General features: G+C 62.3%; 20 protein-coding genes and 1 pseudogene. 20 read left to right on the plus strand and 1 reads right to left on the minus strand.

What is annotated here, in order from left to right:
- Nucleotides 1-101 precede the first annotated feature (101 nt).
- Nucleotides 102-1,136, plus strand: coding sequence for a dipeptidase (locus JL811_RS17685; protein WP_202690039.1), 1,035 nt, complete (start codon nucleotides 102-104; stop codon nucleotides 1,134-1,136).
- A gap of 70 nt (nucleotides 1,137-1,206) precedes the next feature.
- Here JL811_RS17685 and JL811_RS17690 read toward each other — a convergent pair whose 3' ends face one another.
- A complete protein-coding gene (locus JL811_RS17690; protein ID WP_202690040.1) occupies nucleotides 1,207-1,569 on the minus strand; it encodes a hypothetical protein in 363 nt (120 codons plus the stop codon).
- 279 nt (nucleotides 1,570-1,848) lie between these two features.
- Between JL811_RS17690 and tssA the strand changes: the two genes are divergently transcribed.
- The 19 genes and pseudogenes from tssA (at nucleotide 1,849) to tssK (ending at nucleotide 24,943) form a co-directional block, all read left to right on the plus strand.
- Nucleotides 1,849-2,913 carry a type VI secretion system protein TssA gene (gene tssA / locus JL811_RS17695; RefSeq protein WP_202690041.1) on the plus strand — a complete coding sequence of 355 codons (1,065 nt, stop codon included), beginning with the start codon at nucleotides 1,849-1,851 and terminating at the stop codon, nucleotides 2,911-2,913.
- Between the two features lie 63 nt (nucleotides 2,914-2,976).
- The gene (tssB, locus tag JL811_RS17700) at nucleotides 2,977-3,495 is read left to right on the plus strand and encodes a type VI secretion system contractile sheath small subunit (protein WP_202690042.1); all 519 of its coding nucleotides are present in this window, start codon (nucleotides 2,977-2,979) and stop codon (nucleotides 3,493-3,495) included.
- A gap of 3 nt (nucleotides 3,496-3,498) precedes the next feature.
- On the plus strand, nucleotides 3,499-4,992 hold the full coding sequence (gene tssC / locus JL811_RS17705) for a type VI secretion system contractile sheath large subunit (RefSeq protein ID WP_202690043.1): 1,494 nt from the start codon (nucleotides 3,499-3,501) through the stop codon (nucleotides 4,990-4,992).
- Between the two features lie 93 nt (nucleotides 4,993-5,085).
- Nucleotides 5,086-5,619: an Hcp family type VI secretion system effector gene (locus JL811_RS17710; protein ID WP_202690044.1), complete on the plus strand. Its 534-nt coding sequence runs from the start codon at nucleotides 5,086-5,088 to the stop codon at nucleotides 5,617-5,619.
- Nucleotides 5,620-5,721: 102 nt separating this feature from the next.
- On the plus strand, nucleotides 5,722-6,537 hold the full coding sequence (locus JL811_RS17715; protein WP_202690045.1) for a type VI secretion system accessory protein TagJ: 816 nt from the start codon (nucleotides 5,722-5,724) through the stop codon (nucleotides 6,535-6,537).
- Nucleotides 6,537-7,064, plus strand: coding sequence for a type VI secretion system baseplate subunit TssE (gene tssE, locus JL811_RS17720; protein WP_202690046.1), 528 nt, complete (start codon nucleotides 6,537-6,539; stop codon nucleotides 7,062-7,064). Before JL811_RS17715 ends, tssE begins: the two co-directional genes overlap by 1 nt.
- A complete protein-coding gene (gene tssF / locus JL811_RS17725) occupies nucleotides 7,064-8,941 on the plus strand; it encodes a type VI secretion system baseplate subunit TssF (protein WP_202690047.1) in 1,878 nt (625 codons plus the stop codon). Before tssE ends, tssF begins: the two co-directional genes overlap by 1 nt.
- Nucleotides 8,905-9,975 carry a type VI secretion system baseplate subunit TssG gene (gene tssG, locus JL811_RS17730; protein ID WP_202690048.1) on the plus strand — a complete coding sequence of 357 codons (1,071 nt, stop codon included), beginning with the start codon at nucleotides 8,905-8,907 and terminating at the stop codon, nucleotides 9,973-9,975. Before tssF ends, tssG begins: the two co-directional genes overlap by 37 nt.
- 63 nt (nucleotides 9,976-10,038) lie before the next feature.
- On the plus strand, nucleotides 10,039-12,732 hold the full coding sequence (tssH, locus tag JL811_RS17735; RefSeq protein WP_202690049.1) for a type VI secretion system ATPase TssH: 2,694 nt from the start codon (nucleotides 10,039-10,041) through the stop codon (nucleotides 12,730-12,732).
- Between the two features lie 41 nt (nucleotides 12,733-12,773).
- Entirely contained in the window at nucleotides 12,774-13,682 is a 909-nt protein-coding gene (locus tag JL811_RS17740) for a hypothetical protein (protein WP_202690050.1), read from the plus strand.
- Between the two features lie 54 nt (nucleotides 13,683-13,736).
- The gene (locus tag JL811_RS17745) at nucleotides 13,737-14,576 is read left to right on the plus strand and encodes an ion transporter (RefSeq protein WP_202690088.1); all 840 of its coding nucleotides are present in this window, start codon (nucleotides 13,737-13,739) and stop codon (nucleotides 14,574-14,576) included.
- Nucleotides 14,569-15,042 (plus strand): annotated as a pseudogene (gene tssB, locus JL811_RS20020) (type VI secretion system contractile sheath small subunit); the annotation flags it as partial. The gene JL811_RS17745 and the pseudogene tssB (JL811_RS20020), both read left to right, overlap by 8 nt.
- A 645-nt stretch (nucleotides 15,043-15,687) precedes the next feature.
- Nucleotides 15,688-18,474 carry a type VI secretion system contractile sheath domain-containing protein gene (locus JL811_RS20280; RefSeq protein WP_337924767.1) on the plus strand — a complete coding sequence of 929 codons (2,787 nt, stop codon included), beginning with the start codon at nucleotides 15,688-15,690 and terminating at the stop codon, nucleotides 18,472-18,474.
- Nucleotides 18,474-18,773, plus strand: a complete 300-nt coding sequence (locus JL811_RS17755) for a hypothetical protein (protein ID WP_202690052.1) — start codon at nucleotides 18,474-18,476, stop codon at nucleotides 18,771-18,773. The genes JL811_RS20280 and JL811_RS17755 overlap by 1 nt, the downstream gene beginning before the upstream one ends.
- A 31-nt stretch (nucleotides 18,774-18,804) precedes the next feature.
- Complete coding sequence (locus JL811_RS17760) at nucleotides 18,805-20,871, plus strand: type VI secretion system Vgr family protein (RefSeq protein ID WP_202690053.1); 2,067 nt, start codon at nucleotides 18,805-18,807, stop codon at nucleotides 20,869-20,871.
- Between the two features lie 7 nt (nucleotides 20,872-20,878).
- Nucleotides 20,879-21,493, plus strand: coding sequence for a DUF6931 family protein (locus JL811_RS17765; RefSeq protein ID WP_202690054.1), 615 nt, complete (start codon nucleotides 20,879-20,881; stop codon nucleotides 21,491-21,493).
- A gap of 36 nt (nucleotides 21,494-21,529) precedes the next feature.
- Complete coding sequence (locus tag JL811_RS20195) at nucleotides 21,530-21,787, plus strand: PAAR domain-containing protein (RefSeq protein ID WP_273542506.1); 258 nt, start codon at nucleotides 21,530-21,532, stop codon at nucleotides 21,785-21,787.
- 70 nt (nucleotides 21,788-21,857) lie between these two features.
- Nucleotides 21,858-23,528, plus strand: a complete 1,671-nt coding sequence (tagH, locus tag JL811_RS17775) for a type VI secretion system-associated FHA domain protein TagH (protein WP_237685047.1) — start codon at nucleotides 21,858-21,860, stop codon at nucleotides 23,526-23,528.
- A 74-nt stretch (nucleotides 23,529-23,602) separates the two neighbouring features.
- Nucleotides 23,603-24,943 (plus strand): type VI secretion system baseplate subunit TssK, encoded by a 1,341-nt coding sequence (gene tssK / locus JL811_RS17780; protein WP_202690057.1) that lies wholly within the window; start codon nucleotides 23,603-23,605, stop codon nucleotides 24,941-24,943.
- Nucleotides 24,944-24,963 lie beyond the last annotated feature (20 nt).

A 24,963-nucleotide genomic window follows, 5' to 3' on the forward strand; every position in this document is an offset into this window, starting at 1 on the left:
TCTATACCCGGAACGGGCGGGCGCAACTTTGACCAAGTGGGCAACTTTCGTTCCCCCCTGTCAAGGCGAGTCGTGTCGCCCCCTGAAAGAAGGAAAATCCCATGTCGGACTGCCCGGTTTTCGATGGCCATAACGATCTGCTGAGCAAGCTTTGGGCGTCCGGTGATCGCCATGGCACCGCATTTTTCGAAGGCCGCGGCGACGATCTGGATCTGGTGAAATGCCGGGCGGGTGGGTTTGCGGGCGGATTTTTTGCGATCTGGGCGCCGGGCGATCCGGCCACCGCGCCAGACCCGATGGCGACCTATCGCGCCTTTGGCCCGATTGATCCCGAAGGCGCGCGGCAGGCGACGATTGAACAGGCCGCGATCCTGCACCGTATGGCCGCCAACCGGCCCGATGTGATCCGCATCTGCCGGTCCGCTGCCGAGATTACAGCGGCACGGGCGGCAGGCGCGATTGCCGCGATCCTGCATATTGAGGGATCCGAAGGCATCGGCCCCGGTCTGGACGAGCTGTATCTGTATCACGCCGCCGGGCTGCGGTCGCTTGGTCCGGTCTGGAGCCGTGACAACATCTTCGGCCATGGGGTGCCCTTCAACTTTCCGGCCTCGCCCGATACCGGGCCGGGGCTGACGGCGGCGGGGTTTGATCTGCTGCGGATCTGCAACCGGCTGGGCATTCTGTTCGATCTGAGCCATCTGAACGAGGCCGGGTTCTGGGATGTGGCCGGGCGCAGTGAGGCGCCGCTGGTCGCCACCCATTCCGGCGCCCATGCGGTGACGCCCGCGACCCGCAACCTGACCGACCGGCAACTGGATGCGATTGCCGAAAGTGGCGGGCTGGTCGGGCTTAATTTCGGCGTGGCCTTCATCCGGCCCGACGGCATCAAGAACCCCGATACCGGACCGGAGCACATGTTGCGCCATCTGGATCATCTGATCGCGCGGCTGGGGGAGGGCGGAGTGGCGCTGGGGTCGGATTTCGACGGCACGATGATCCCGGCCTTCATGGGGTCGTCGGCGGGCCTGCCGGAACTGGTCGCGGCGATGGAGGGGTCGGGCTATGGCCCCGACCTGATCCGCCGGATCACCTGGGACAACTGGCAGGACGTTCTGGCGCGGACCATCGGCTAGGCCAGACCCGGTAAGCCAGACCCGGACAGGTGCCGGTTGCGCAGGTCCGGGCATTCCGGCCCGCCTGCGGTCAGCTTATCTCATTGCCCTCGGCATCCAGCAGGATGACATCCATCGGCACCTTCTGCTGGCGGAAGAATCGTTGCAGCTTCTTGCCCAGTCCCGGCACCACCTTGTCACAGGTCAGGCTGACGGTCTTGCCCTCGACCGACATCATGCCGAAACTGACCTTGCTTTGCCCGGTTTCCTTGCGCAGCGTCTTGCCCATCACCTCGGCCTTCTTGCGCCGGTGCAGCATGAAGGTCGGTTCTTCATCGCCCGTGCCGGGCACGAAGGCAAAGGGCAAGGGCTGCTTGCGCGCGATCTTCACGAATTTCTTGAGCTGGATCCCCTCAAGGCCAAGGCCTGCGCCGTCTTCGCCTTCATCTTCCATGGCGTGATCTTTCATGCGCTGTCCCCGCAGGGACGGAATAATGCTTGAATCAATGCAATCATGGAACGTCATTTGCCCCTGTGGGTCAAGGACGCAATGATGCTGCGTTCAGACGGGCTTGAGCTTTCGGCGGACTGTGTCATACTCAGTCCCGTGTTCAGACTGCGTCTTTGTATATAGATATCCGTTTTTTCTGGATCGGTGAAATTGTTCTGCTAACGTGCCGCTGCGCGATACGGGCCTGTGCCCGAAATTTCAGTTTTTGTTTGAGAGCCTTGAATGGATCTGACCGACCTTCTGACCAGTCGCGGCGATGATGAGCCGAGTGGCGAGAATCTGGAATACGATCCGGCCTTCATCTCGCTTGAACTGGCGGCGCAGCATGGTGAGGAACGTCAGGTCGGTGACAGTGTCATTGCCGCCGAAGAGCCCGATCATGCCGAGGTCATCAGCAATGCGATGGAGGTTCTGGAGCGCAGCCATGATTTGCGCGCGGCGGTATTTCTGGCCTATTCGCTGTTGCGAACCAAGGGTTTTCCGGGCTTTGCGCAGGCGACCACTTACATAAGGGGCTGTCTGGAACAGTGGTGGGACAGTTGCCATCCGCAGCTTGACCCCGATGACGACAACGATCCGACGATGCGCGTCAATGCCATCGCGGCGCTTGCCGATGCAGATACGATGATGCGCGGCATCCGTCTGGCGCCGCTGACCGACAGCCGCGCCTTCGGCAGGGTCTGCCTGCGCGATTTCATGCTGGCCGAGGGAGAGATTTCCCTTGGTGAGGATGGTGAATCGCCCCCCGATCTTTCGGCCTTGTCCGCAGCCTTTCAGGATACCGATCCGGCGCGGCTGCAGGAACTGCGCGACGCCGCGCGGCAGGCGCAGGAAGACATCAAGGCCATCGGGCGGGTCTTTGACGAACAGGTGCCGACATTCGGGCCCGATCTTGCGCCGCTTGAAAAGATACTGCGACAGGTCATGTCGCGTTTTGAAGCGGCCGGTATCGGCGCCGCCGGTGGCGAAGAGCCGGAGGGCGTTGACGGCGATGAAGGGCAGGACGCTGGCGCCGATGGCGCGATTGCGGCCCCCCGGACCATGGCCGCCCCGGCGGGGGCTGGCGTCCCCGGGGTCATCAACAGCCAGCAGGATGTGCGCAATGCGCTGGACAAGATCATCGCCTATTACAAGCGCGCCGAACCCTCCAGCCCGCTGCCGATCCTTCTGGACCGGGCCAAGCGGCTTGTCGGCGCGGACTTCATGACCATCATCAAGGATATGGCCCCGGATGGCCGCAGCAATGTCCAGTTGATCGGAGGTCTGGAGGATGAGGAGGAATATTGACCCGCAGGGGGCAGTCGCGGCATTGTGGTCCAAAGACGTATCTAAATCTTCAGGGAGCTAGAAATGGCCAGTTCACAGAAGTTCATTGCGCGCAACCGGGCGCCCCGTGTTCAGATCGAGTATGATGTCGAGCTTTACGGGGCTGAAAAAAAGGTCCAGCTGCCGTTCGTGATGGGCGTCATGTCGGATCTGGCGGGCAAGTCCGAGGCACCGCAGCCCTCGATTGCCGACCGCAAGTTCCTTGAGATTGACGTCGACAATTTCGACGACCGCATGAAGTCGATGAAACCGCGTGCCGCGTTCACCGTGCCGAACACCCTGACGGGTGAAGGTAACCTTGCGGTGGATATCACCTTCGAGAGCATGGATGATTTCAGCCCTGCCGCCATCGCGCGCAAGGTTGAGCCGCTCAAGAAACTTCTTGACGCGCGCACACAACTGTCAAACCTGATGACCTATATGGATGGCAAGACCGGGGCGGAAAATCTGATCTCGACGGTTATTCAGGATCCCGCCCTGCTCAAGGCGCTTGCCGCGCAGCCGAAAGCGGCGGCTGGCGCGACAGAAGAAGACAAGGGGTAAGTCATGGCCGAAGCTGAACTCCAATCCTCGGGCGCTGCAGGCGAAACCGCCTTTGGCAATTCCGAATTCGCCTCGCTCCTGCAAAAGGAGTTCCGGCCGAAATCGGATCATGCGAAAACCGCCGTCGAACAGGCGGTCAAGACGCTGGCCGAACAGGCGCTGGTCAATACCGCGCTGGTTTCGGACGATGCGCTGCGCACGATCGAGGGCATTATTGCCGAGATCGACAAGAAACTGACCGAACAGGTCAACCTGATCCTGCATCATGCCGATTTCCAGCAGTTGGAAAGCGCATGGCGCGGCCTGCATTATCTGGTGAACAACACCGAAACCGACGAGATGCTGAAGATCCGCGTCCTCAATATCTCGAAGAAGGACATGGCCAAGACGCTCAAGAAGTTCAAGGGCACGGCCTGGGACCAGTCGCCGATCTTCAAGAAGGTCTATGAAGAGGAGTTCGGCCAGTTCGGTGGTGAGCCTTATGGCACGCTGGTCGCGGATTACCATTTCGACCACTCGCCGCCGGATGTGGAACTTCTGGCCGAAATGTCCAAGATCTCTGCTGCGGCCCATGCGCCGCTGATCACCGGAGCAAGTCCGACGCTGTTCCAGATGGACAGCTGGGCGGAATTGGCCAATCCGCGCGATCTGACCAAGATCTTCCAGACCCCGGAATATGCCGCATGGCGCAGCCTTCGCGAAAGCGAGGACAGCAAATATGTCGGCCTTGCGATGCCGCGGTTTCTGGGCCGTCTGCCCTATGGGTCCAAGACCGATCCGGTTGAGGCCTTCGCCTTTGAAGAAGACACCGAGGGTGCGGCTTCCGAGAAATACGGCTGGGTGAACGCCGCCTATGCGATGGCGGTGAATATCAACCGGTCCTTCAAGGAATATGGCTGGTGCTCGCGCATCCGGGGCATCGAATCCGGTGGCGCGGTGGAAAACCTGCCCTCGCACAGTTTCCCCTCGGATGATGGGGGCGTGGATCAGAAATGCCCGACCGAGATTGCGATTTCCGACCGGCGCGAATCCGAACTCGCCCGTAACGGGATGATGCCGCTGATCCATCGCAAGAATTCCGACCTTGCGGCCTTCATCGGCGCGCAGTCGCTGCACAGCCCTGCGGAATACAACGATCCCGATGCAACCGCGAACGCGAACCTTGCCGCGCGCCTGCCCTATCTGTTCGCGACCTGCCGTTTTGCGCATTATCTGAAATGCATCGTCCGCGACAAGGTCGGCTCGTATAAAAGCCGCAATGACATGCAGGACTGGTTGCAGCAATGGGTCAACCAGTATGTCGATTTCTCGTCGGCCACCTCGGCCGAGGATGAAAAAGCCCGTCGCCCCCTGGCCGCAGCCGAGGTGGTTGTCGAAGAAGTGGAGGGGAACCCCGGCTACTACACGTCGAAGTTCTTCCTGCGCCCGCATTACCAGCTGGAGGGACTGTCCGTGTCGCTCCGTCTGGTGTCCAAGCTGCCCACTGAAAAGGGCTGATGACTGCTGGTTTCCCCCCGCAATATTGGCGGGGGGGCCATTCAGAACCGGGTGGTTCGCCACCTATGACGCTTCACAAGAGGAGACTCCAAAATGGCATTTGACGCATACTGCTATTCCCCGTCGCACAAAGACAAAATCCCGGGCGAGACCCAGGACAAGGACATGTCCGATAAAAAAGCATTCGAAGTCATGTCCTTCGAAATCGGCGCCGAGAACAACATCAACATCGGCTCGGTCACGGGCGGTGGTGCTGCCGGCAAGGCGATCTTCAAGGAACTGACGATCACCAAGAAAACCGACACCGCCTCGACCGGCCTGTTCCACGCTATGTGCGCCGGTGAGCATTTCGACGAAGTTGTGGTCGAACTGCGCCGCGCCTCGGGCCAGCATGCCTCGGGCATGTCGGGCAAGACCTTCCTGAAGTTCGACCTGCGCCTTGTCATGGTGAAAGACATCAGCTGGTCGGGTTCGGACGGTGACGATGTCTGCGAAGAAACCGTCATCTTCGAATTCGGTGCGATCCGGATCCACTACTTCCCGCAGGACCAGAAGGGCAAGATGGCCTCGAAGCCCGAGGAAGCGATGTGGAGCCGCGTCAAGAACAACGCCTCGCTTACGGTCTGATGACATTGGAACGGCGCCGTGGATCTGTCCACGGCGCCTGCCCCGTCGCGCCGGCCTTCGGGACCGGTTGCGCAAGCATGACCAGAAGTCAGGAATATTCCGATGCGGGCTGAAGAGCTGCTGAAAACCGGCGATCTCGACGCCACGCTGTCGGCCCTTCAGGCCGAAATCCGGGCCAAGTCCGGTGATGCGCGGCTGCGGATCTTCCTGTTCCAGCTGCTTTGCGTTCTGGGCGACTGGAAACGCGCGATCACGCAGCTGAAGGTTTCGGCTGAACTGGACGCCGCTGCAACCTCGATGGCGCAGACCTATCGCGAAGGCATCATCTGTGAGGTTTACCGTGACAAGGTATTCGCGGGCGAAAAAGAGCCGCTGATCTTCGGTGAGCCGCAGGAATGGCTGGCGCTGATGATCGAGGCGCTGAAGGCGCAGGCTGCGGGCCGCGCCGAGGATGCCGCCAGCCTGCGCGCCCGCGCCTTTGAGGCTGCACCAGCGGTGACCGGCACCCTGAACGGTGAACCTTTCGAATGGATCGCCGATGCCGATATGCGCATCGGTCCGGTGCTGGAGGCGGTCGTGAACGGCCGCTATTTCTGGATGCCCTTCAACATGATCCGGTCCATCATGGCCGAGCCGCCCAAGGATCTGCGCGATTGCGTCTGGACCCCGGTGAATATCGTGCTGAAAAACGGCGGCGATATCGTGGCACTGATCCCGACCCGCTATGCCGGGACCGCCGAACGGGGCAGCCAGGCCGAAAAACTGGCGCGGGAAACCAACTGGGCCGATCTGGGGGCCGAGACCTTTGCCGGAACCGGCCAGCGGCTGCTTGCCACCGATACGGGCGATACGGCGCTGATGGATCTGCGGGCGCTGACGATCAACCATCCTGACACTGATCCCGCTCCGGAGGGCTGATGGCCGAACATGCGCTGACCGAACGGCTTCAGCCATCCCTGCTTGACCGGCTGACAGACGAAGACCCGACAAATCCCAAGGAAACGCGCGACAGCCGGGTGATCGACCTGCGCCGCCTGCGGGAGATCATTCAGCGGGATCTGTCATGGCTGCTGAATACCTATGACAATTCCGGGCTGATCGACCCGGAACGCTATCCGAATGTGGCCCAGTCGGTGCTGACCTACGGCGTGCAGGAAGTGGCGGGCGAGTATTCAACGCTGGAGCGCACGATCCGCATACGCGATTCCATTCACCGCGCGATCGAGAAATTCGAACCCCGCATCATTCCCGGATCACTGGGGGTAGTGTTGCGCGATACTGACAAGGCCGGGCAGACCATCGTGACCTTTGATATTGCGGCCGACATGTGGGCCCAGCCCCTGCCGATGGAACTGTATCTGCGCAGCGAGGTCGATATCACCACGGGCGAGCTGAAGCTGGAACGTCCCAGTGCGGCGGGCGCGATGCCGGGCAGGGCGCGCTGATGGATACCCGCCTGCTGAAACATTACGAGACGGAACTGGCCTATCTGCGCGACATGGGCGCGGAATTTGCCGAGGCCTATCCCAAGATCGCATCCCGTCTGGGCATGGACAGCGCCGAGGTGCTGGACCCCTATGTCGAACGGCTGCTGGAAGGCGTGGCCTTCCTGTCGGCGCGGGTGCAACTGGAACTGGAACTGCAGTTTCCGAATTTCACCCAGCATCTGCTGGAAATCGTCTATCCGCATTATCTGGCCCCGACGCCCTCGATGATGATCGTGGCCTTCGAACCGGATTCGGCACTCGCGGCGACCAAGGATGGCTATGTCGTGCCGCGCAACACGCAGTTGCGGTCGTCGCTGGGCGATGGCGATGTCACGCCCTGCGTGTTCGAGACCTCACAGGATGTGACGCTCTGGCCCATCGAGATTGTCGAGGCGGAATATCTGGACGGGCGCGGGCAGCTTGTGGCGGCGGGGATCACACGGGATGTCGAGGCGCGGGCCGGCATCCGGCTGCGCCTGCGCCGCAAGGGGGCTGACACGATTTCAGACCTGTCGCTGGACCGGCTGACGCTGTTTTTCAACAATCGCAGCGGGCGCAACTGGGATCTGCATGAGTTGTTGAGCACGCAGGTCACCGCGATTGCGGGCCGTTCGACCGACCGGCGGTCGGACTGGGTGCTGGACCTGCCGGGCGCCCGCGTCACGCCGCGCGGCTTCGATCCGGCGGAATCGCTGCTGCCGCGCCCCAAGCAAAGCTTTGACGGCTACCGGCTGCTGCAGGAATATTTCGCGATGCCCGAGCGGTATCATTTCGTGGATATCACCGGGATCAATGCCGCGCTGAAGAAATCCAAGGGCGCGGATGTCGATATCTATCTTCTGCTGCGCGACGGGATGCATGAGATTGCCTCGGCGGTGACGCCCGACGCCTTCACCCTGCATGCAAGCCCCGCGATCAACCTGTTTGAAAAGCGCTGCGACCGCGTTCTGCTTACGACGCGGGATGTCGAACATCATGTCGTCGCCGACCGCACCGCGCCGCTGGACTTTGAGGTGTTCTCGATCAATTCGGTCACCGGCATCTCGGAAAAGGGCGACAGGGATGTGGAATTCCGCGCCTTCTATTCCGCCGATGACTTCACGGCGGCGGGTGACAACCATCCGGCCTATTACACGCAGTTCCGCCGCATGCGGCAGCGGAGTGAGAAGGAGCGGCTGCGCGGGGTGCGGACCTCATACCTTGGGTCCGAGCTTTATTTGACGCTGGTCGACCCGCGGGAGGCACCCTATCGCACCGATCTGGGCCAGTTGTCGGTGCAGGCCATGTGCTCCAACCGCGATCTGCCGCTATTGCTGTCCACCGGGGGGGCGGATGTGTTTCACCTGCCCGATGGCGGTCCGGTCGCCCGGATCACCACGCCGGTGAACCCGACGCGCCCGCGCAGCATGATCGGGCAGGGGGATGCGGCTTGGCGTCTTATCAGCCATCTGAGCCTGAATTACCTGTCGATCACCGATACCGCCAACGGCGGCGGGATCGAGGCGCTGCGTGAACTGGTGGGCATCTATGCGCCGACGGGTGACCGCACCGTGGAAAAGCAGATCGAGGGCATGGTCTCGGTCAGCAGCCGCCCCATCGTGCGGCGCATGTCGGACGGGGTCATGTCGACCGCCGTGCGCGGGCTTGAATTGCGGCTGGGCTTTGACGACAGTTTCTTTGAGGGCACGAGTGTCTATCTGCTCGGCTCGGTTCTTGAGCGGTTTTTCCGGCGTTACGTGACGATCAACAGCTTTACGGAAACCGTGCTGCACACGCAGCAACGGGGAGAGATTGCCCGATGGAAACCGGAAACGGGTCTGGGCCGGATCATCTGACGCATTACGCGCAGCTTCTGGCACGGCCTGACAGCTATCACATCTTCCTCGCGCTTCGCATTCTCGAAGCGCAGTTTCCCGATGCGCCGCGTCTGGGTGAAAGCCAGCGCCCGCGTGAAGAAACCTATCGTCTGGGGCAAGAGGCGGAACTGGCCTTTCCGACCTCGACCATCGCAGGCATGACCCCGCCCGCCCATGGCCGTCCGGGGCATCTGGTCAACCGCTTCTTCGGCCTGTTCGGCCCGCAGGGGCCGCTGCCGCTGCATATCACCGAATATGTGCGCGACCGCCATCGTAACCATCGCGACCCGACGCTGCTGTCCTTTGGCAATATGCTGACGCACCGGCTGTTCGGTCTGTTCTACCGGGGCTGGTCGGTGGCACATCCGGCGCCGTCCTTCGACCGGTCGATGCGGGGGCGGCGGGGGCGGCAGGCCGCCGATTCCTTTGCCGAGAAAGTGGCGGCGATTTCGGGCCACAAGGGCCGCACGATGGACAATCGCGACGCCATGCCCGATCTGGCAAAACGGCATTTCGCCGGGCATCTGACGGCCGGTCCGCGCCATGCCAACGGGCTAGTCTCGATCATCTCGGTCTTTGTGCGCGCGCCGGTGCGGTTGCAGCAGTTTGTCGGCCAGTGGCTGGAGCTTGAGGCGGGCGACCGCTGGCAGTTGGGGCAGCGCGTGGGGCTGGGGCTGGGCACCAGCATCGGCACGCGGGTCTGGTCACATTCCGCCAAGTTCCGCCTGCGCATCGGCCCGATGAGCCTGCCCGATTTCCAGCGCATGATGCCCGGTTCGCCGTCACTGCAACGGCTGGAGGATATCGTGCGCAACTATGTCGGCGATACGCTGGACTGGGACATCAATCTTGTGCTGGCCAAGGAGGAAGTGCCCAAGGCGGTTCTGGGCCAGACAACACGGCTGGGACATACAAGCTGGATCGGAACGCGGGCAGGCGACAGCGATGCCGATGATCTGTATCTTATCCCTGTGGCGCTGGCGCGGCGCCATGGCGGAGGGGCTGCGGTCTGATCTGACGGGATGCATACGATCCGGCTGTCAGCCGGACATCAGGACAGGGAAAGGTGACAGGACATGAGCGAGATCAGCAGGGTTGCGCTGTTTGGCAAATTGAACAAGCTGGGCTATCAGGCCATCGAAAGTGCCGCCGTCTTCTGCAAGCTGCGCGGCAACCCCTATGTCGAGATCGTGCACTGGTTCCACCAGATCCTGCAGGGGTCCGACAGCGATGTGCATCGCATCGCGCAGCATTACAAGCTGGATGCGTCCAACATGGCGCGCGACATGACGCGCGCGCTGGATGCGCTGCCGCGGGGGGCCTCGGCGATTTCCGACCTGTCGTCGCATCTGGAAAGCGCGGTGGAACGGGCCTGGGTTTACGGGTCGCTGAAATACAATTCCAGTCAGGTCCGCACCGGGCACATCGTGCTGGGGATGCTCAAGACCAAGGAATTGCAGAATATCCTGTTCGGCGTGTCGGAGGAGTTCCGCAAGATCAAGCCGGACGATCTGGCCGACAATTTCGCCGATGCCACCGATGGCTCCCCCGAGGATCGCATGGCGCCGCAGGATGGCAGCAGCACCGGTGGCGGCGTCAGCCCGGGTGAACATTCCGGCGCCATCGCGCCCGCCCAGATGGGCAAGGAAGAAGCGTTGCAGCAGTTCTGCACCGACCTGACGCAGCAGGCCCGTGACGGCAAGATCGACCCGATCGTGGGCCGGGATGAGGAAATCCGGCAGGTCGTCGATGTGCTGATGCGGCGGCGTCAGAACAATCCGATCCTGACCGGTGAGGCCGGCGTGGGCAAGACGGCGGTGGTCGAAGGCTTCGCTTTGCGCATCGCGCGCGGCGACGTGCCCCCCAGCCTGAAGGATGCGCGCATCCTGAGCCTTGATGTCGGGCTGCTGCAGGCCGGGGCCAGCATGAAGGGCGAGTTCGAGAACCGCCTGAAGTCGGTGATCGACGAGGTGCAGGCCAGCACGACCCCGATCATCATGTTCATCGACGAGACGCATACATTGGTGGGCGCTGGTGGGGCCGCAGGCACGGGCGATGCCGCGAACCTGCTGAAACCCGCGCTGGCGCGCGGTACGCTGCGCACCATCGGCGCGACGACATGGGCGGAATACAAGAAACATATCGAAAAAGACCCGGCCCTGACCCGGCGGTTCCAGACGGTTGTGGTGGATGAACCGAGCCCCACCAAGGCCATCATGATGATGCGCGGCATCGCGTCCATGCTGGAAAAGCACCACAAGGTGCAGGTGCTGGATGAGGGGATCGAGGCAGCGGTCAATCTGTCGGCGCGCTATATCCCCGCCCGCCAACTGCCCGACAAATCCGTTTCGGTGCTGGACACCGCCTGCGCCCGCGTGGCGATCAGCCAGTTCGCGGTGCCTGCGGAAGTGGACGACAGCCGTCGCCGCATTTCCGCGCTGGAGACCGAGCTGGAAATCATCAGCCGTGATGAGACCGCAGGTTATGAGGTGCATGAACGCCGCGTCGCCGTGACCCATGCCAAGGGGGAGGAGGAAACCCGCCTTGCAGGCCTGACCGAACGCTGGGAGGCAGAAAAGGCCGTGGTCGAGGAGATCCTTGCGATCCGCGCCAGATTGCGCGAGGGCGGCGCGCCGGTCGATCAGGCCGATGCCCCCGCCAGCCCGCTGGAGCCCGAGGCCCGCGCGGCGCTGATCACCGATCTGCGCGCCAAGAACGCGGCCCTGACGGAAATGCAGGGCGACAGCCCGCTGATCCTGCCGATTGTCGATGCGCAGGCCGTGGCGACGGTGGTGGGCGACTGGACCGGCATTCCGGTGGGCCGGATGGTCAAGGATGAGATCGAGACCGTCCTGAACCTTGAAACCCATCTGGCCAAGCGGGTGATCGGTCAGGACCACGCGATGAAGATGATCGCGAAACGCATCCAGACCAGCCGCGCGGGCCTCGACAACCCGCAAAAACCCATCGGGGTCTTCATGCTGGCGGGGACGTCGGGCGTCGGGAAAACCGAAACCGCGCTGGCGCTGGCCGAGGTGCTTTATGGCGGCGAACAGAATGTCATCACCATCAACATGTCCGAGTATCAGGAGGCCCATACCGTCAGCAGCCTGAAAGGCGCGCCTCCCGGCTATGTCGGCTATGGTGAGGGCGGGGTGCTGACCGAGGCGGTACGCCGCAAGCCCTATTCGGTGGTGTTGCTGGATGAGGTCGAAAAGGCCCATCCGGATGTGCATGAGATCTTCTTTCAGGTCTTCGACAAGGGCGTGATGGAGGATGGCGAAGGCCGGTCCATCGACTTCAAGAACTGTCTGATCCTGCTGACCACCAATGCGGGCACGGAAATGATCATGGATCTGTGCGCCGATCCCGATCTGATGCCCGACCCCGAGGGCATGGCCAAGGCGCTGCGGGATCCCTTGCTGAAGATCTTCCCGCCGGCGCTGCTGGGTCGTCTGGTGGTGATCCCCTATTATCCGCTGTCGCCGACCATGATCGCCGAGATCACCAAACTGCAACTGAACCGCATCAAGAAGCGCGTGCAGTCGGCCCATGGTGTGCCGTTCGAGTATTCTGACGCCGTGGTGCAGACCATCGTGGACCGCTGTCAGGAACTGGAATCCGGTGGCCGCATGATCGACGCCATCGTGACCAACACCATGCTGCCGGACATCTCGGCCGAATTCCTGCGCCGCATGATGACCGGCGGTGAGGTCAGCAAGGTCGCCATTGACGTGACCGACGGAGAATTCACCTACGCCTTTGAATGACGAGATCCTGAAAATCCATTTTCATCAAGAGGAGAGAGACCATGCCCGCAGCCGATGGCAAGACCGAGTTCACCGCCGAACTGGACGCCGATCCGCTTGATGAGATGACCAAGCAGGCCAAGGAGTTCATTAAGGAAAGCAAGGTCTTGTCGAAGAAGTTCGGCAAGATCACCTTTTCGCAGAAAATCATGCTCGACCCGCGCAAGTGGAAGAAGAAGACACTGAATGCGGGGATGTATGGCGCGGCGCGGTGGGATCTGAAGATCCTTGCGGTGCGGGTCGGGCAATATGCCAAGGATGGCAAACCCGATGCCAAGGCCGAGGCGGCGCTGTCGAAGGATTACGACAAGATCGTGAAAGCGATCACCAAGAAGCTGTCGCTGGAACTGGAAGAGCTTGAAAAGGGCGGCGACAACAAGAAGGCGCTGAAGGATGGCAAGGCGGCCTTTGCCAAGCTTGACAATGTGGACTTCAAGAGCGCCTTCACCGGTCCGCTGAAATCGGCCATCGACGTGATGAAATGGCTGGAAAAGGCGGTTTCAGGACGCAATGCCAAGAATGCCTTCACCAAGGCGGCCGGGGACATGGCCACCGTTTCGGGCCAGTTCGACAAGGTTGGGCGGGAGGCCAATGCCGCCGTGGCCTTTCTGATGAAATCGGCCAAGGAACATGCCAAGGCCGATGATGCGGGCCTGCAGAACTTTGCCAAAGAAATTGAGAAAAGCGAGAAGATCTTCCAGAAGTTCCTGAGCGAGGCCGAGGCTTTTGAAAAGACACTCGACGAGGCCGAGGCCACGATCAAGGAAGGCAAGCTGGACGCGGCGGGCGTGAAGGCCGAGATCGTCAAGCTGCAGCGCGTGGCCGGGGTGGACAAGTCGGCGCAGGAGGCCCTGAAGGCGGCCAAGACGCTCAAGCCTGCCTTTCTGAAGATCGAGAAATCGCTAAAGTAAGCGCGGGGTCACCGCAGCGCAGAAGGAGCCGGAGAGGTGAGCGAAATCGCTGAAATGGACGACGGGACGTTCCGCGCGCGGTTGCGGGTTTTCATCGAACGTTCGGCCGTGCGGAACACGATCCTTGCACTGGTCATCCTGAATGCGATCATTCTGGGGCTGTCCACTTCGGATTACATCAAGACCAACCTGCCCGGCGTGATCTACACGTTGGACCGGGTTATCCTTGCGATCTTCGTGCTGGAGATTGCGGCGAAACTCTATGCCTATGGATTGTCGTTTTTCCGCAATGCGTGGAATGTGTTCGATTTCTGCGTGGTGGGTCTGGGGCTTTTGCCGCAGACCACCAGCCTTTCGGCGCTGCGCGCCCTGCGGGTGATCCGGGCGCTGCGCATCCTGTCGGCGGTGCCGCAGATGCGGTCGGTGGTACAGGCGCTGTTCGATGCCTTGCCCGGCATGGGCGCGGTCATCATCATGCTGTCGATCGTGTTCTATGTTTTCGCGGTGATGGCGACGATCATGTTCGGCGCGAAGTTCGATGAATGGTTCGGCACGGTGGGGGCATCGCTGTATTCGCTGTTCCAGATCATGACGCTGGAAAGCTGGTCGATGGGCATCGTGCGCCCGGTCATGTATGAGTATCCCTATGCTTGGGCGTTTTTCGTGCCCTTCATCGTGATGACCGCCTTTTCGGTGCTGAACCTTTTCATCGGTCTGTTGGTCAACACGATGCAATCGGCGGTGGAGGCCGAGGCCGAGGCCGAATTTGAAAAGCTACGTGATCTGGTGCGCTCGGAAACCGATCAGGTCGGGGAACAGGTCGCTGCCCTGCAGGGAGAGGTTCAGGCCCTGCGCACCGAGATCCGGGCCCTGATGGAACAGAAGAATGGCTGACAGTTCACAGAAATTCATCTCCCGCAATCGCGCGCCAAGGGTCCAGATCGAATATGATGTGGAGCTTTACGGCGCGGAAAAGAAGGTCCAGCTGCCCTTTGTCATGGGGGTGATGTCTGATCTGGCAGGCAAGTCGGAAGAACCGCAACCGCCCGTGGCCGACCGGAAGTTTCTGGAGATCGACACCGACAATTTCGACGCGCGTATGAAATCCATGCGCCCGCGCGCCGCCTTCACCGTGCCCAATACCCTGACGGGTGAGGGTGAGGTCGCGGTCGATCTGACCTTTGAAAGCATGGCCGATTTCAGCCCTGCCGAGATTGCCCGCAAGGTGGAACCCCTGCGCAAGCTGCTGGAGGCGCGCACACAGCTTTCCAATCTGATGACCTATATGGATGGCAAGACCGGGGCCGAGACCCTGATCGAGCAGACCTTGCAGGACCCGGCGCTGCTGTCGGCCCTTGCCACCAACGCCGCTACGCAACCGGACCGGTCACCTCCCGGCCTTTCCGCCGCGCTGGACGCTTTGCGTTCTGCTGCGCCGGAGGATGGGGAGGCGTCGGATAGGACCGCCGCCGCGCTTGACGCTTTGCGCTCGGCTACGCCGGAGGATGGGAGCGCGCCAGATACGACGTCCGCTGCGCTTGACGCTTTGCGTTCCGTTGCACCGAAAGAAGAAGACGCGCCGGATACGACCACCGTTGCGCTTGACGCCTTGCGCTCTGCTGCGCCGGAGGCTGAGGAAGCGCCGGATACGACATCCGCCGCGCTGGCCGCTTTGCGTTCCGCTGCGCCGGAGGCTGAGGAAGCGCCGGATACAGCATCCGCTACGCTGGCCGCTTTGCGTTCGGCTACGCCAGAGGCTGAGGAAGCACCGGATACAACATCCGCTGCGCTGGCCGCTTTGCGTGCCGCTGCGCCGGAGGATGACGGCGCGCCTGATACGAGATCCTCCGCGCTGGAGGCTTTGCGTTCGGCGACGCCGGAGGAAGCGGACGCGCCGGATACGACATCCGCCGCGCTGGACGCTTTGCGTTCGGCCACGCCGGAGAACGAAGAAACACCCGACGCGGCTGCCGCTGCCTTGGAGGCTCTGCGCGCCACTACGCCCATGGAGGCTGAGGACGCGACTGACACGGCTGCCGCTGCGCTGGACGCGCTACGCTCGGCCACGCCGGAGGACGAAAGAACGCCGGATACATCCGCTGCCGCACTGGACGCCCTGCGCGCCGTTGCACCGCACGAGGATCCGCTTGCCGATCTGCTGGCTGATGCCGCGCCGCTGGTCGATACCGATACCGGGCCGGAAGAGGCGCTGGCCTCGGTCCTGAGCGGGTCGGGAGCCGAGTTCGATCCGCTGGCGGATCTTCTGGCAGATGAGCTTTCACCGGCGGATGAGGGTGAGGCAGGCGGGGATCTTCCCGATCCTGCCTTGCCGGGGGAGGGTGCCGAGACAGCCCCGGATGGCCTGCCCGATCCGGCGCCTGCCGAGGATCCGCTGGCGGCGCTGGATGCTTTTCTGGACCCAACGCCCGACGCTGAAATCCCGGCACCGGCCACAGATGATGCGCTGGCCGGTCCTGACGATCTGCTGGTCGGATCTGCAGGAGGTGAGAGTGTCGACCCCGACGCGGAAGACGGGGCCGATCTTGACGACCTGCTGGCCACGCTGGGCGGTGAGGCTTCGGCACCCGATGCGGATGCAGAGGAGGGCGCGCCTGAGCCCGACGCGGAAGATGGGACCGATCTTGACGACCTGATGGCCATGCTGGGCGGTGAGGCTTCGGCACTCGGTGGGGAAGTGGCAGAGATCGCGCCCGAACCCGACGCGGAAGACGGGACTGATCTTGACGACCTGCTGGCCACGCTGGGCGGTGAGGCTTCGGCACCCGATGCGGATGCAGAGGAGGGCGCGCCCGAACCCGACGCGGAAGACGGGACTGATCTTGACGACCTGCTGGCCACGCTGGGCGGTGAGGCCTCGGCACCCGATGCGGATGCAGAGGAGGGCGCGCCCGAACCCGGCGCGGAAGATGGGACCGATCTTGACGACCTGCTGGCCACGTTCGGCGGTGAAGCTTCGGCACCCGATGCGGCGGCAGAGGAGGGCGCGCCCGCCCCGGTCACGGAAATGGAGGACAGCATGGCCCTGCTTGACGATCTTCTGGCCGCGCCGCCGCAGGCCGCTGCGGCCAGGCCCGCAGGCCCGGTCATCGCCCGGATCACCGCGCCGAAACCCTCGGCCGAGGCGCTGGCCCGGCCCCGGTTCCGCATGGCGGTTTTCGGGGATTTCTCGGGGCGGGCCGCCGCAGGCAAGATCGAGACCGGCGATGCGCTGGCCCGCCGACGCCCGATCGAACTGGATGTCGATACGGTCGAAGAGGTGATCGAGGGCTTTGCAACCCGGCTGGTGCTGCCGGTCGGCCCCGACGGCAAGGGGATCGAGGTGCCCTTGGGCGGGCTTGACGACCTGCACCCGGATGAGATCGTCGGCAATTGTGAGATCTTCGAGGCGCTGAAAGGGCTGCGCCAGCGCCTGTCCGTGCCTTCGATGGCGGCGCGTGCCGTGGCCGAGATGCAGGGCTGGGCGGGGGAGTTCACGACGCAGGCGACCGCGACCCACCGCCATTCCGCCGCAAGCTCGGTGCCCACCGACCGCCGTTTGAGCGATTTCCAGAAACTGATCGGCGATGTTTCGGGGCGGCTGACGCAGGTCTCCCCGGTGGATGACATGATCGCCCAGATCATCGGCCCACATGTCGTGCCCGGCCCCAGCCCCGAGGCGGCGGTGCTGAAGGCCTCGGTCGATGCGGCGATGGGTTCGGCGATGAAACTGATCCTGCACCACCCCGAATTTCAGGCCATCGAGGCGCAGTGGCGCGGGCTGGACCTTCTGGCGCGGCGCATCGAGACCGATGTGAAACTGCAGATCATTCTTTTCGATGTCTCCGCCGAGGAACTGGCCGCCGATCTGGCCGCGAGTGATGATCTGGCGCAGACCGGCCTGTTCCGGCTGCTGGATGCGCCCTTGCAGGAAGAGGGCGGGATCGGCTTTTCGGCGCTGTTCGGGCTTTATACCTTTGAGGAAACCCCGCCCCATGCCGAACTTCTGACTCGGGTGGCGCAGGTCGCGGCCCATGTCGAGGCGCCGTTCTTTGCCGCGATCACCCCGGGCTATCTGGAGGTCGATCTGCGCGACCGTCACCCGCTGACCGCACGGGCCTGGGACGGGTTGCGCGCGCATGACGCGGCGGGCTGGCTGGGGCTGGTCACGCCGCGCTTCCTGCTGCGCCGTCCTTATGGCCGCAAATCCGATCCGATCGACGCTTTCGAGTTTGAGGAGTTTTCCGAACAGGAAGGGCTGAAAGGCATGCTCTGGGCCAATCCGGTGCTGCTGACCGCGTTGCTGATGGCCGCGGAATGGAAGGCGGGCGGGCCGAAGATGACGCTGGGCGGGCAGATGTCGATGGGCGACATGCCCTATCACTTTGCCCGTGACCGGCATGGTGATCAGGTGGCGCTGCCCTGCACGGAACGCAACATGACCGAGGCGCTGGTGCGCCACACGATGACGCGCGGCTATATGCCAGTCGTGTCGATCCGGGGCCGGGATGTGGTGCGGCTGGCCTCGTTCCAGTCCTTGGCCGGATCCGAGATTGCGGGGCCGTGGTCCGGCGCGCCGCCGGTCCGCGACAAGGGCCCTGTGGCCAGCGGGCTGGACCTTGAAATGGAAATGCCCGCGCCCGATGACGGCGTGGAAACTGGGGAAACCGGGGACACAGCGGCGGCAGCCGAGGATGATCTGGATGCGCTGCTGGCCAGTTTCGGCGATGTGGACACACCCAGCGACCCGAATGCGATAGATGCCGAACTGGCAGCACTACTGGAGGGCTTGTAATGCGCGACAACCCGGATCAACATGGGCCCGAAGGACATGACGACGCCCCCATGACGCTGCTTGCAGTGAATCAGGGTTACTGGCTTTATGAGGGCGAGGACTTATTGAACGACCTGCTGTATGGGCGGGGCCTGTATCCGTTCCGGGTGAAGTGCCTGCAGTTCGACAGCGCATTTGAGTTGAACCGCTATACCAAGGGCGGCGTTTCGGTTGCGAATTTGTGGAGGATCAACTCCGACGTGATCGAAAGGCTACGCCGGGAAAACCTTTTGATCGAGATTTTTCCAACCGACTTTTGAATAGGGACGGTTGGGTAAAGAGGATGGCAAGATGTCGCAAAAAGCAATTTTGGAGAACCGCCTCCTGCGTCTGGAGGCCCCCGTCCCCAAGCTGTTCATCAAGGCTGCGCGGGTCGTCGAGGGCTTCAGCAAACTGACCGAGATGACCGTCGATTTCATGGCGGCCGACAAGAAGCTTGACCTTGGCCAGATCGTCGGCCGTGTGGTCAAGGTGAAGATCAAGAAGGGCGATGATGAGGGTTCGGGCTGGCGTGAATTCGTCGGCCATTGCATCGAGGGGCAGTTTATCGGCCTGCAGGAGGGGTATGGTTTCTACTCCATCGAATGCCGGCCCTGGCTGTGGTTCCTGACCCGCAACCGCAACAACCGCATTTTCCAGAACGAAAGTGCGCGGCAGATCATCGAGAAGATCTTCGGCGATCACGGATTCAGCAATTTCGACTTTCAGCTGAACCGCGCGCCGCAGGAGCGCATCTATACCGTTCAGTATAACGAATCCGACTTCGACTTCATCAGCCGCCTGATGGAGGAGGAGGGGATCTATTACTATTTCACCTCCGATAACGGTATCGACAAGATGATGCTGGTTGATGATATCGGCGGCCACAGCCCGGTCGAGAATGCCGCGACCATCGAATATGCGCCGCGTGAAAAGGAATACCGCCGCACCACCGACCATATCTTCGAATGGCGCGGTGCGGAATCGGTGACTTCGGGCAAGGTCACGCTGACCGACTGGAACTTCGAAAAGCCCAAAGCCGACCTGAAAACCGTGAAGGCGATCCCCAAGGGTCAGCATTCACAGAAAAACCATGAGATTTACCGCTATCCCGGCCATTACCGGGAAACCGCGTTGGGTGAGATCTATGCAAGGGTCGAGATGGAGGCGAACGCCGCCAAGCATCAGCTGCGCGACGGGATCGGCAATGTCCGCACGCTGGCCTATGGCAAGACCTTCAAGCTGAAGGCGCATTTCCGCGACAATGAGAATATCGACTATCTGATCGTCAATGCGGTCCACATGATGCAGGTGGAAAACGCCGATGAGGATCAGTCTCAGAAGGTCGAGGCATCCAAGCAGGGCGATCAGGCCAGCAAACTGCCCGGCACGATCAAGTTTGATGAGGAAAACAAGGACGCCTATCGCTGCACGATGAAGGTGCTGCCCAAGACAGTGCCTTACCGCACGGTGCCCCATACCGAATGGCCGAAGATCCCCGGCATCCTGATCGCGCGGGTGACCGGCCCGGCGGGGGAAGAGATCTATACCGACGAATATGGTCGCATCAAGGTGCAGTTCCCCTGGGACCGGGACGGCAAGGAGGATGAAAAGACCACCTGCTGGGTGCGCGTCGTCACCCCCTGGTCGGGCAAGCAATGGGGCATGGTCCATGTGCCGCGCATCGGGCAGGAAGTGGTGATCCAGTTCGAGGATGGTGACCCCGACCGCCCGATCTGCACCGGCATGCTGTATAACAAGGACACGATGCCGCCCTATGCCCTGCCCGACAACAAGACGCAGTCGGGCATCAAGACGCGGTCCTCCAAGGGCGGTGGGGCGGATAATTTCAATGAACTGGTGATGGAGGACAAGAAGGACGAGGAATTCGTCCGGCTTCAGTCCGAAAAGGACTATGTCGAGATCATCAAGAACAATGCCACGATCACCATCGGCATGGAAAAGAAGGATCCGGGCGACTACACCCAGACGATCTATGCCAATCGTTCGGAATTCGTGAAGACCGGCGACAGCACCTTCAAGGTCGAAACGGGCAATGAAATCCGCTATATCAAGTCCAACAAGACCGAGGATGTCGACGGAAATTCGGAAAAGAACATCAAGGGCGACGAGACCAAGGACACCAAGGGCAAATTCACCGAAACGGTGACCGGCGCCTATAAGTCGACCGTCACGGCGGGCATCACCATCGAATCGATGCAGCAGATCGAACTGAAGGTGGGCGGCAACTCGATCAAGATCGACCAGTCGGGCATCACCATCAAGGGGATCATGGTGAAATCCGAAGCGTCGGCAGTGAATGAACTCAAAGGCTCGGCCATGGTGAAAATCCAGGGCGGCATCACGATGATCAACTGAGGATGACATGAGCACCCGCTTTGAGAATCTGAAGAAGATCCCGCCCGAGCCTGCGGCCCGGATGCTGGCCATGGCCAATACGAAACTGCAGACGCCGGTATCCGCCCCGGCCTCGGCGCCTGTGGATGTGGTCTTTGGCGAGTTGGAAAAGAAAGCCGCGCAGATCGACATCCTGCGGCTTCTGGCCGTGGCGCTTCCCCCGCGGGAGGCGACATGGTGGGCCTGTCTGGCCGCGCGCGACCTGATCGGGGAAGAGCCCAAGGCCGTGCCGATCCCGCTGGCCTGCGCCGAACGCTGGGTCTTCAAGCCGACCGAGGAAAACCGCATCGCGGCGCGGGACGCGTTCGAGACGGCGGATATGGATGATGACACCACTTTCTGCGCCATGGCGGCGCTTTATGCCGATGGCACGCTGGGGCCGGGGGACATGAACGACACGCCCGCCCCGCCCAATGGCGTGGGGGCTGCGGTGCTGGCCATGAACATGATTGCGGCCCGGGCGCGGGCCGATACGTTCAAGTCCTATCTCGATCTTCTCATCGACCGGGGCCTTGATATCGCGCGGGGCGGCAATGGCCGCGTCACCGCCGGTCAGGGCGAACAGGTCAAGGCGAAAGGATAAGCCATGCCCGGACCTCCGCAGGCCCGAATGACCGATATGCATACCTGTCTGGCCACTTACGGCGCACCGGTGCCTGTGCTGCCCCCCTGTTGCCCGACGGTGCTGGTTGTGAAGCTGCCCGCCGCCAGAATGACCGACCTGATGGGGCCTGTTCCCCATCCGATTGCCAAAGGGTCTGTGACTGTTATGATAGGCAAACTGCCCGCCGCGCGGATCGGCATTGACCTGTGTGGAGGTCCGACCCCCGCGCCGATCCTGCCGCCGGGCGCCATAACTGTCCTGACCGGAGGCTGATGCCTGAATGCCTGTAACATTGCGGTTTCAATCGACCGGCGCGGTTCCGGGCGACGGGGCGCCGATCGTTATGCGTGGACCCAGCCTGACCATCGGGCGCGGGCCTGAAAACGATGTGGTCCTGCCCGATCCTGACAGGTTGATTTCCAAGAATCACTGCGCGATCGAGGATCAGAACGGCGAAGTGACCGTGATCGATTTCTCGACCAACGGCACCTATCTGAACTATGGCAAGGTTCCGCTGGGTCAGGTGCCGACGCCGCTGAATGATGGCGATGTGCTGTCGATGGGCGCCTATGAGCTGATCGTTGCGATCCTGCCTGCTGCCGGGCGGTCCTCGGACCCGATGGCCAATCTGCCGCCGCCGATTGATGACGGCCCGGTGTCGCATGGCAAGGCGGGGTCCTCGCCCGAAAATCTGCTGGATCTGCTGGACGATCCCGGCGCCTCGCGCAGCGATTTTCTGGATGATCTGATGGGCGGACAGGCGCCGCGCGGCCCGTCGCAGATCGTGCGTGAAGATCCGATCGACAGTCTGATGCTGCCGCAGGTCGATGGGGGGGAGGATCCGATTCTGGGCCATATCCCCGACCCACTGGATGATGATCATGGTCCGTCGCGCGGAGAGCATGGCGCCTCGATCCATGACGGGTTCAGCGCACCAAGGAAGGCTGCTGCGGTCATTCCCGATGACTGGGACGATGATTTCCTGAATCCCAACCCCAATCCGAAACCGGCCAGCCCCCCTGCGACGGCGCCGTCTGTTCCCGATCCTTTGGCCGGTCCTGATCCTTTGGCCGGTCCTGACACGCTTGCCGGGCCCGGGGCAGTGCCCGATCCCCTGCCCGAACCGGACCCCCCCCGCCCTGCGCCGCGACCCGAGCCGCAACGCCCCGCTGCGGTCCCGCCGTCCGCGACGCCCCCGGCTGCAATCCCTCCCGCCGATCCGAAGCCAGAGGAAGAGGAATCACCCTTTGCCGCCCCGGTGGCGCGCAACCGGCTGGCCAGTTCCGTGGTGCCGCCGCCGCCGCCGCTGCAACGTTCGGTTCCACTGAAGGAACCGACGCCCGCCGCTGCTGCCCGGCCTGCCGCACCCCCGTCAGAAAAGGCGCCTGCGGAAAAGGCCGCCGCCGAACCCGCAGCCCCGCCTTCGGCTGCCAGCCTTGATGCGGCGCGTGCCTTTTTCCGCGGCGCCGGGGCCGAGGATGTGACCATCCCCGACGCCGATATGCCCGCCGAGATGGAGCGGATCGGCCGCATGGTCTTTACCCTGATCGCCGGGCTGCGTGAGATCCTGATGACGCGGTCCTCGATCAAGTCTGAATTCCGCATCAACCAGACCATGATCGGCGCCGGCGGGAACAACCCGCTGAAATTCGCGCTGTCGGCGGAACATGCGGTGGAATTCGTGCTCAGGCCCAAGGCGAAGGGCTATCTTGAGGGCAATGCCGCCGTGGAAGAGGCGCTGAAGGACATCAAGGCGCATGAGGTGGCCATGGTCACCGGCATGGAGGCCGCGATCAAGGATGTGCTGGGGCGTCTGGACCCCAAGACACTGGAAGAAAAGATCGGTGGCGGCAGCGGCTTTGCCGATCTGCTGAAAGGACGGAAATCGCGCTATTGGGAAACCTATGAAAAGCTCTATGCCGAGATTTCCGAACAGGCCGAACATGATTTCCACGAGTTTTTCAGCAAAGAGTTTTCCAAGGCGTATCAGAAGCAACTGGAAAGATTGAAATGACAGCGCCGGTGCGGGGCGTTAGGCTGCCGGTCGCATAGATCTGCCTTCGGGCACGAATTTGAAGGGGGGCGTCTGTGTCCTGGGATAGCAAGGTTCTCTGGACTGAGGGGTTGTTTCTGCAGCCTCATCATTTCCAGCAGGCGGATCGTTATGCCGAGGGCCTGATTGCGGGGCTGGCGCGGCGCGTGGCGCCCTATCTTTGGGGCGTCAGTGACCTTGAGATTGACGAGGAGGTTCTCAAGCTCGGTCAGTTCGCGATCAAGTCCTGTGCCGGGCTGACGCCGGATGGCGCGGTGTTCCGCGTGCCCGAGGCGGTGGACCATCCCCCCGCGCTGGAAGTGCCCGAGGGCACCAAGGATTGTGTGGTATTCCTGTCGGTTCCGCAGCGTCGGCGCGGCGCGCTTGAGGTGGACATGACCGGGGCCGAACGGTCCGCGGCGCGGTTCCGCCCGGCCGAGATCGAGGTGACCGACACGATGGGTGAGGGGCGCAAGCCCGTCACGCTGGGTATCGGCAAGATGCGTCTGCAATTCGCGCTTGAGGTCGATGACCTTGCCGACCGGATCATCATTCCCATCGCGCGCATCATCGAGGTGAAGCCAGACCGCGAGGTGGTGCTGGACAAGGCGTTCATTCCTTCTGCGCTGGATGTGCGCGCCGCACCGACGTTGGTCGCTTTCCTGCGTGAACTTGAGGGGATGCTGGGCCACCGGGTCAAGGCGCTGTCAGGCCGTCTGGCCGAGGGCGGGCCGACCAAGGGCGTGGCCGAGATTCAAGATTTCCTGCTGCTGATGACGCTGAACCGCAACCTGCCGGTGTTTCGCAATCTGCTGCAGATCGAGAATGTGCATCCAGCCATGCTCTATGATCGCTGCCTCGGGCTGGCGGGGGAACTGGCAACTTTCATGGCGCCGGAAAAGCAGCCGCCGGAAATGCCGCCCTATCGGCATGACAAACTGTCCGCGACCTATAATCCGGTGATCCGGCTGTTGCGGCAATATCTGTCCACGGTGCTGGAACAGACGGCAGTTTCCATCGCGCTGGAGCCGCGCAAATACGGCATTTCGGTCGGGATCATCGCGGATCGCAAGCTGATCAGCACGGCAGGCTTCGTGCTGGCCGTGAAGGCCGATATTCCGGTCGAGAATGTGCGGCGGCATTTTGCGGGGCAGGCCAAGATCGGCCCGGTCGAGGAAATCCGCCAATTGGTGAATTCGGCCCTGCCGGGGATCACGCTGCGCCCGTTGCCCGTTGCGCCGCGCCAGATCCCGTTCCATTCGGGTGTTGTGTATTTCGAGTTGGATCGCGAAAGCCCCTATTGGCGCAAGATGACGACCTCGGGCGGGATCGCGGTGCATGTTTCCGGGGATTATCCGGGGTTGAACATGGAACTTTGGGCCATCCGCACGGGCTGATGCCGACAAGAGGTTTGAAC

The organism is Szabonella alba, from assembly GCF_016765775.1.
Lineage (GTDB): Bacteria > Pseudomonadota > Alphaproteobacteria > Rhodobacterales > Rhodobacteraceae > Szabonella > Szabonella alba.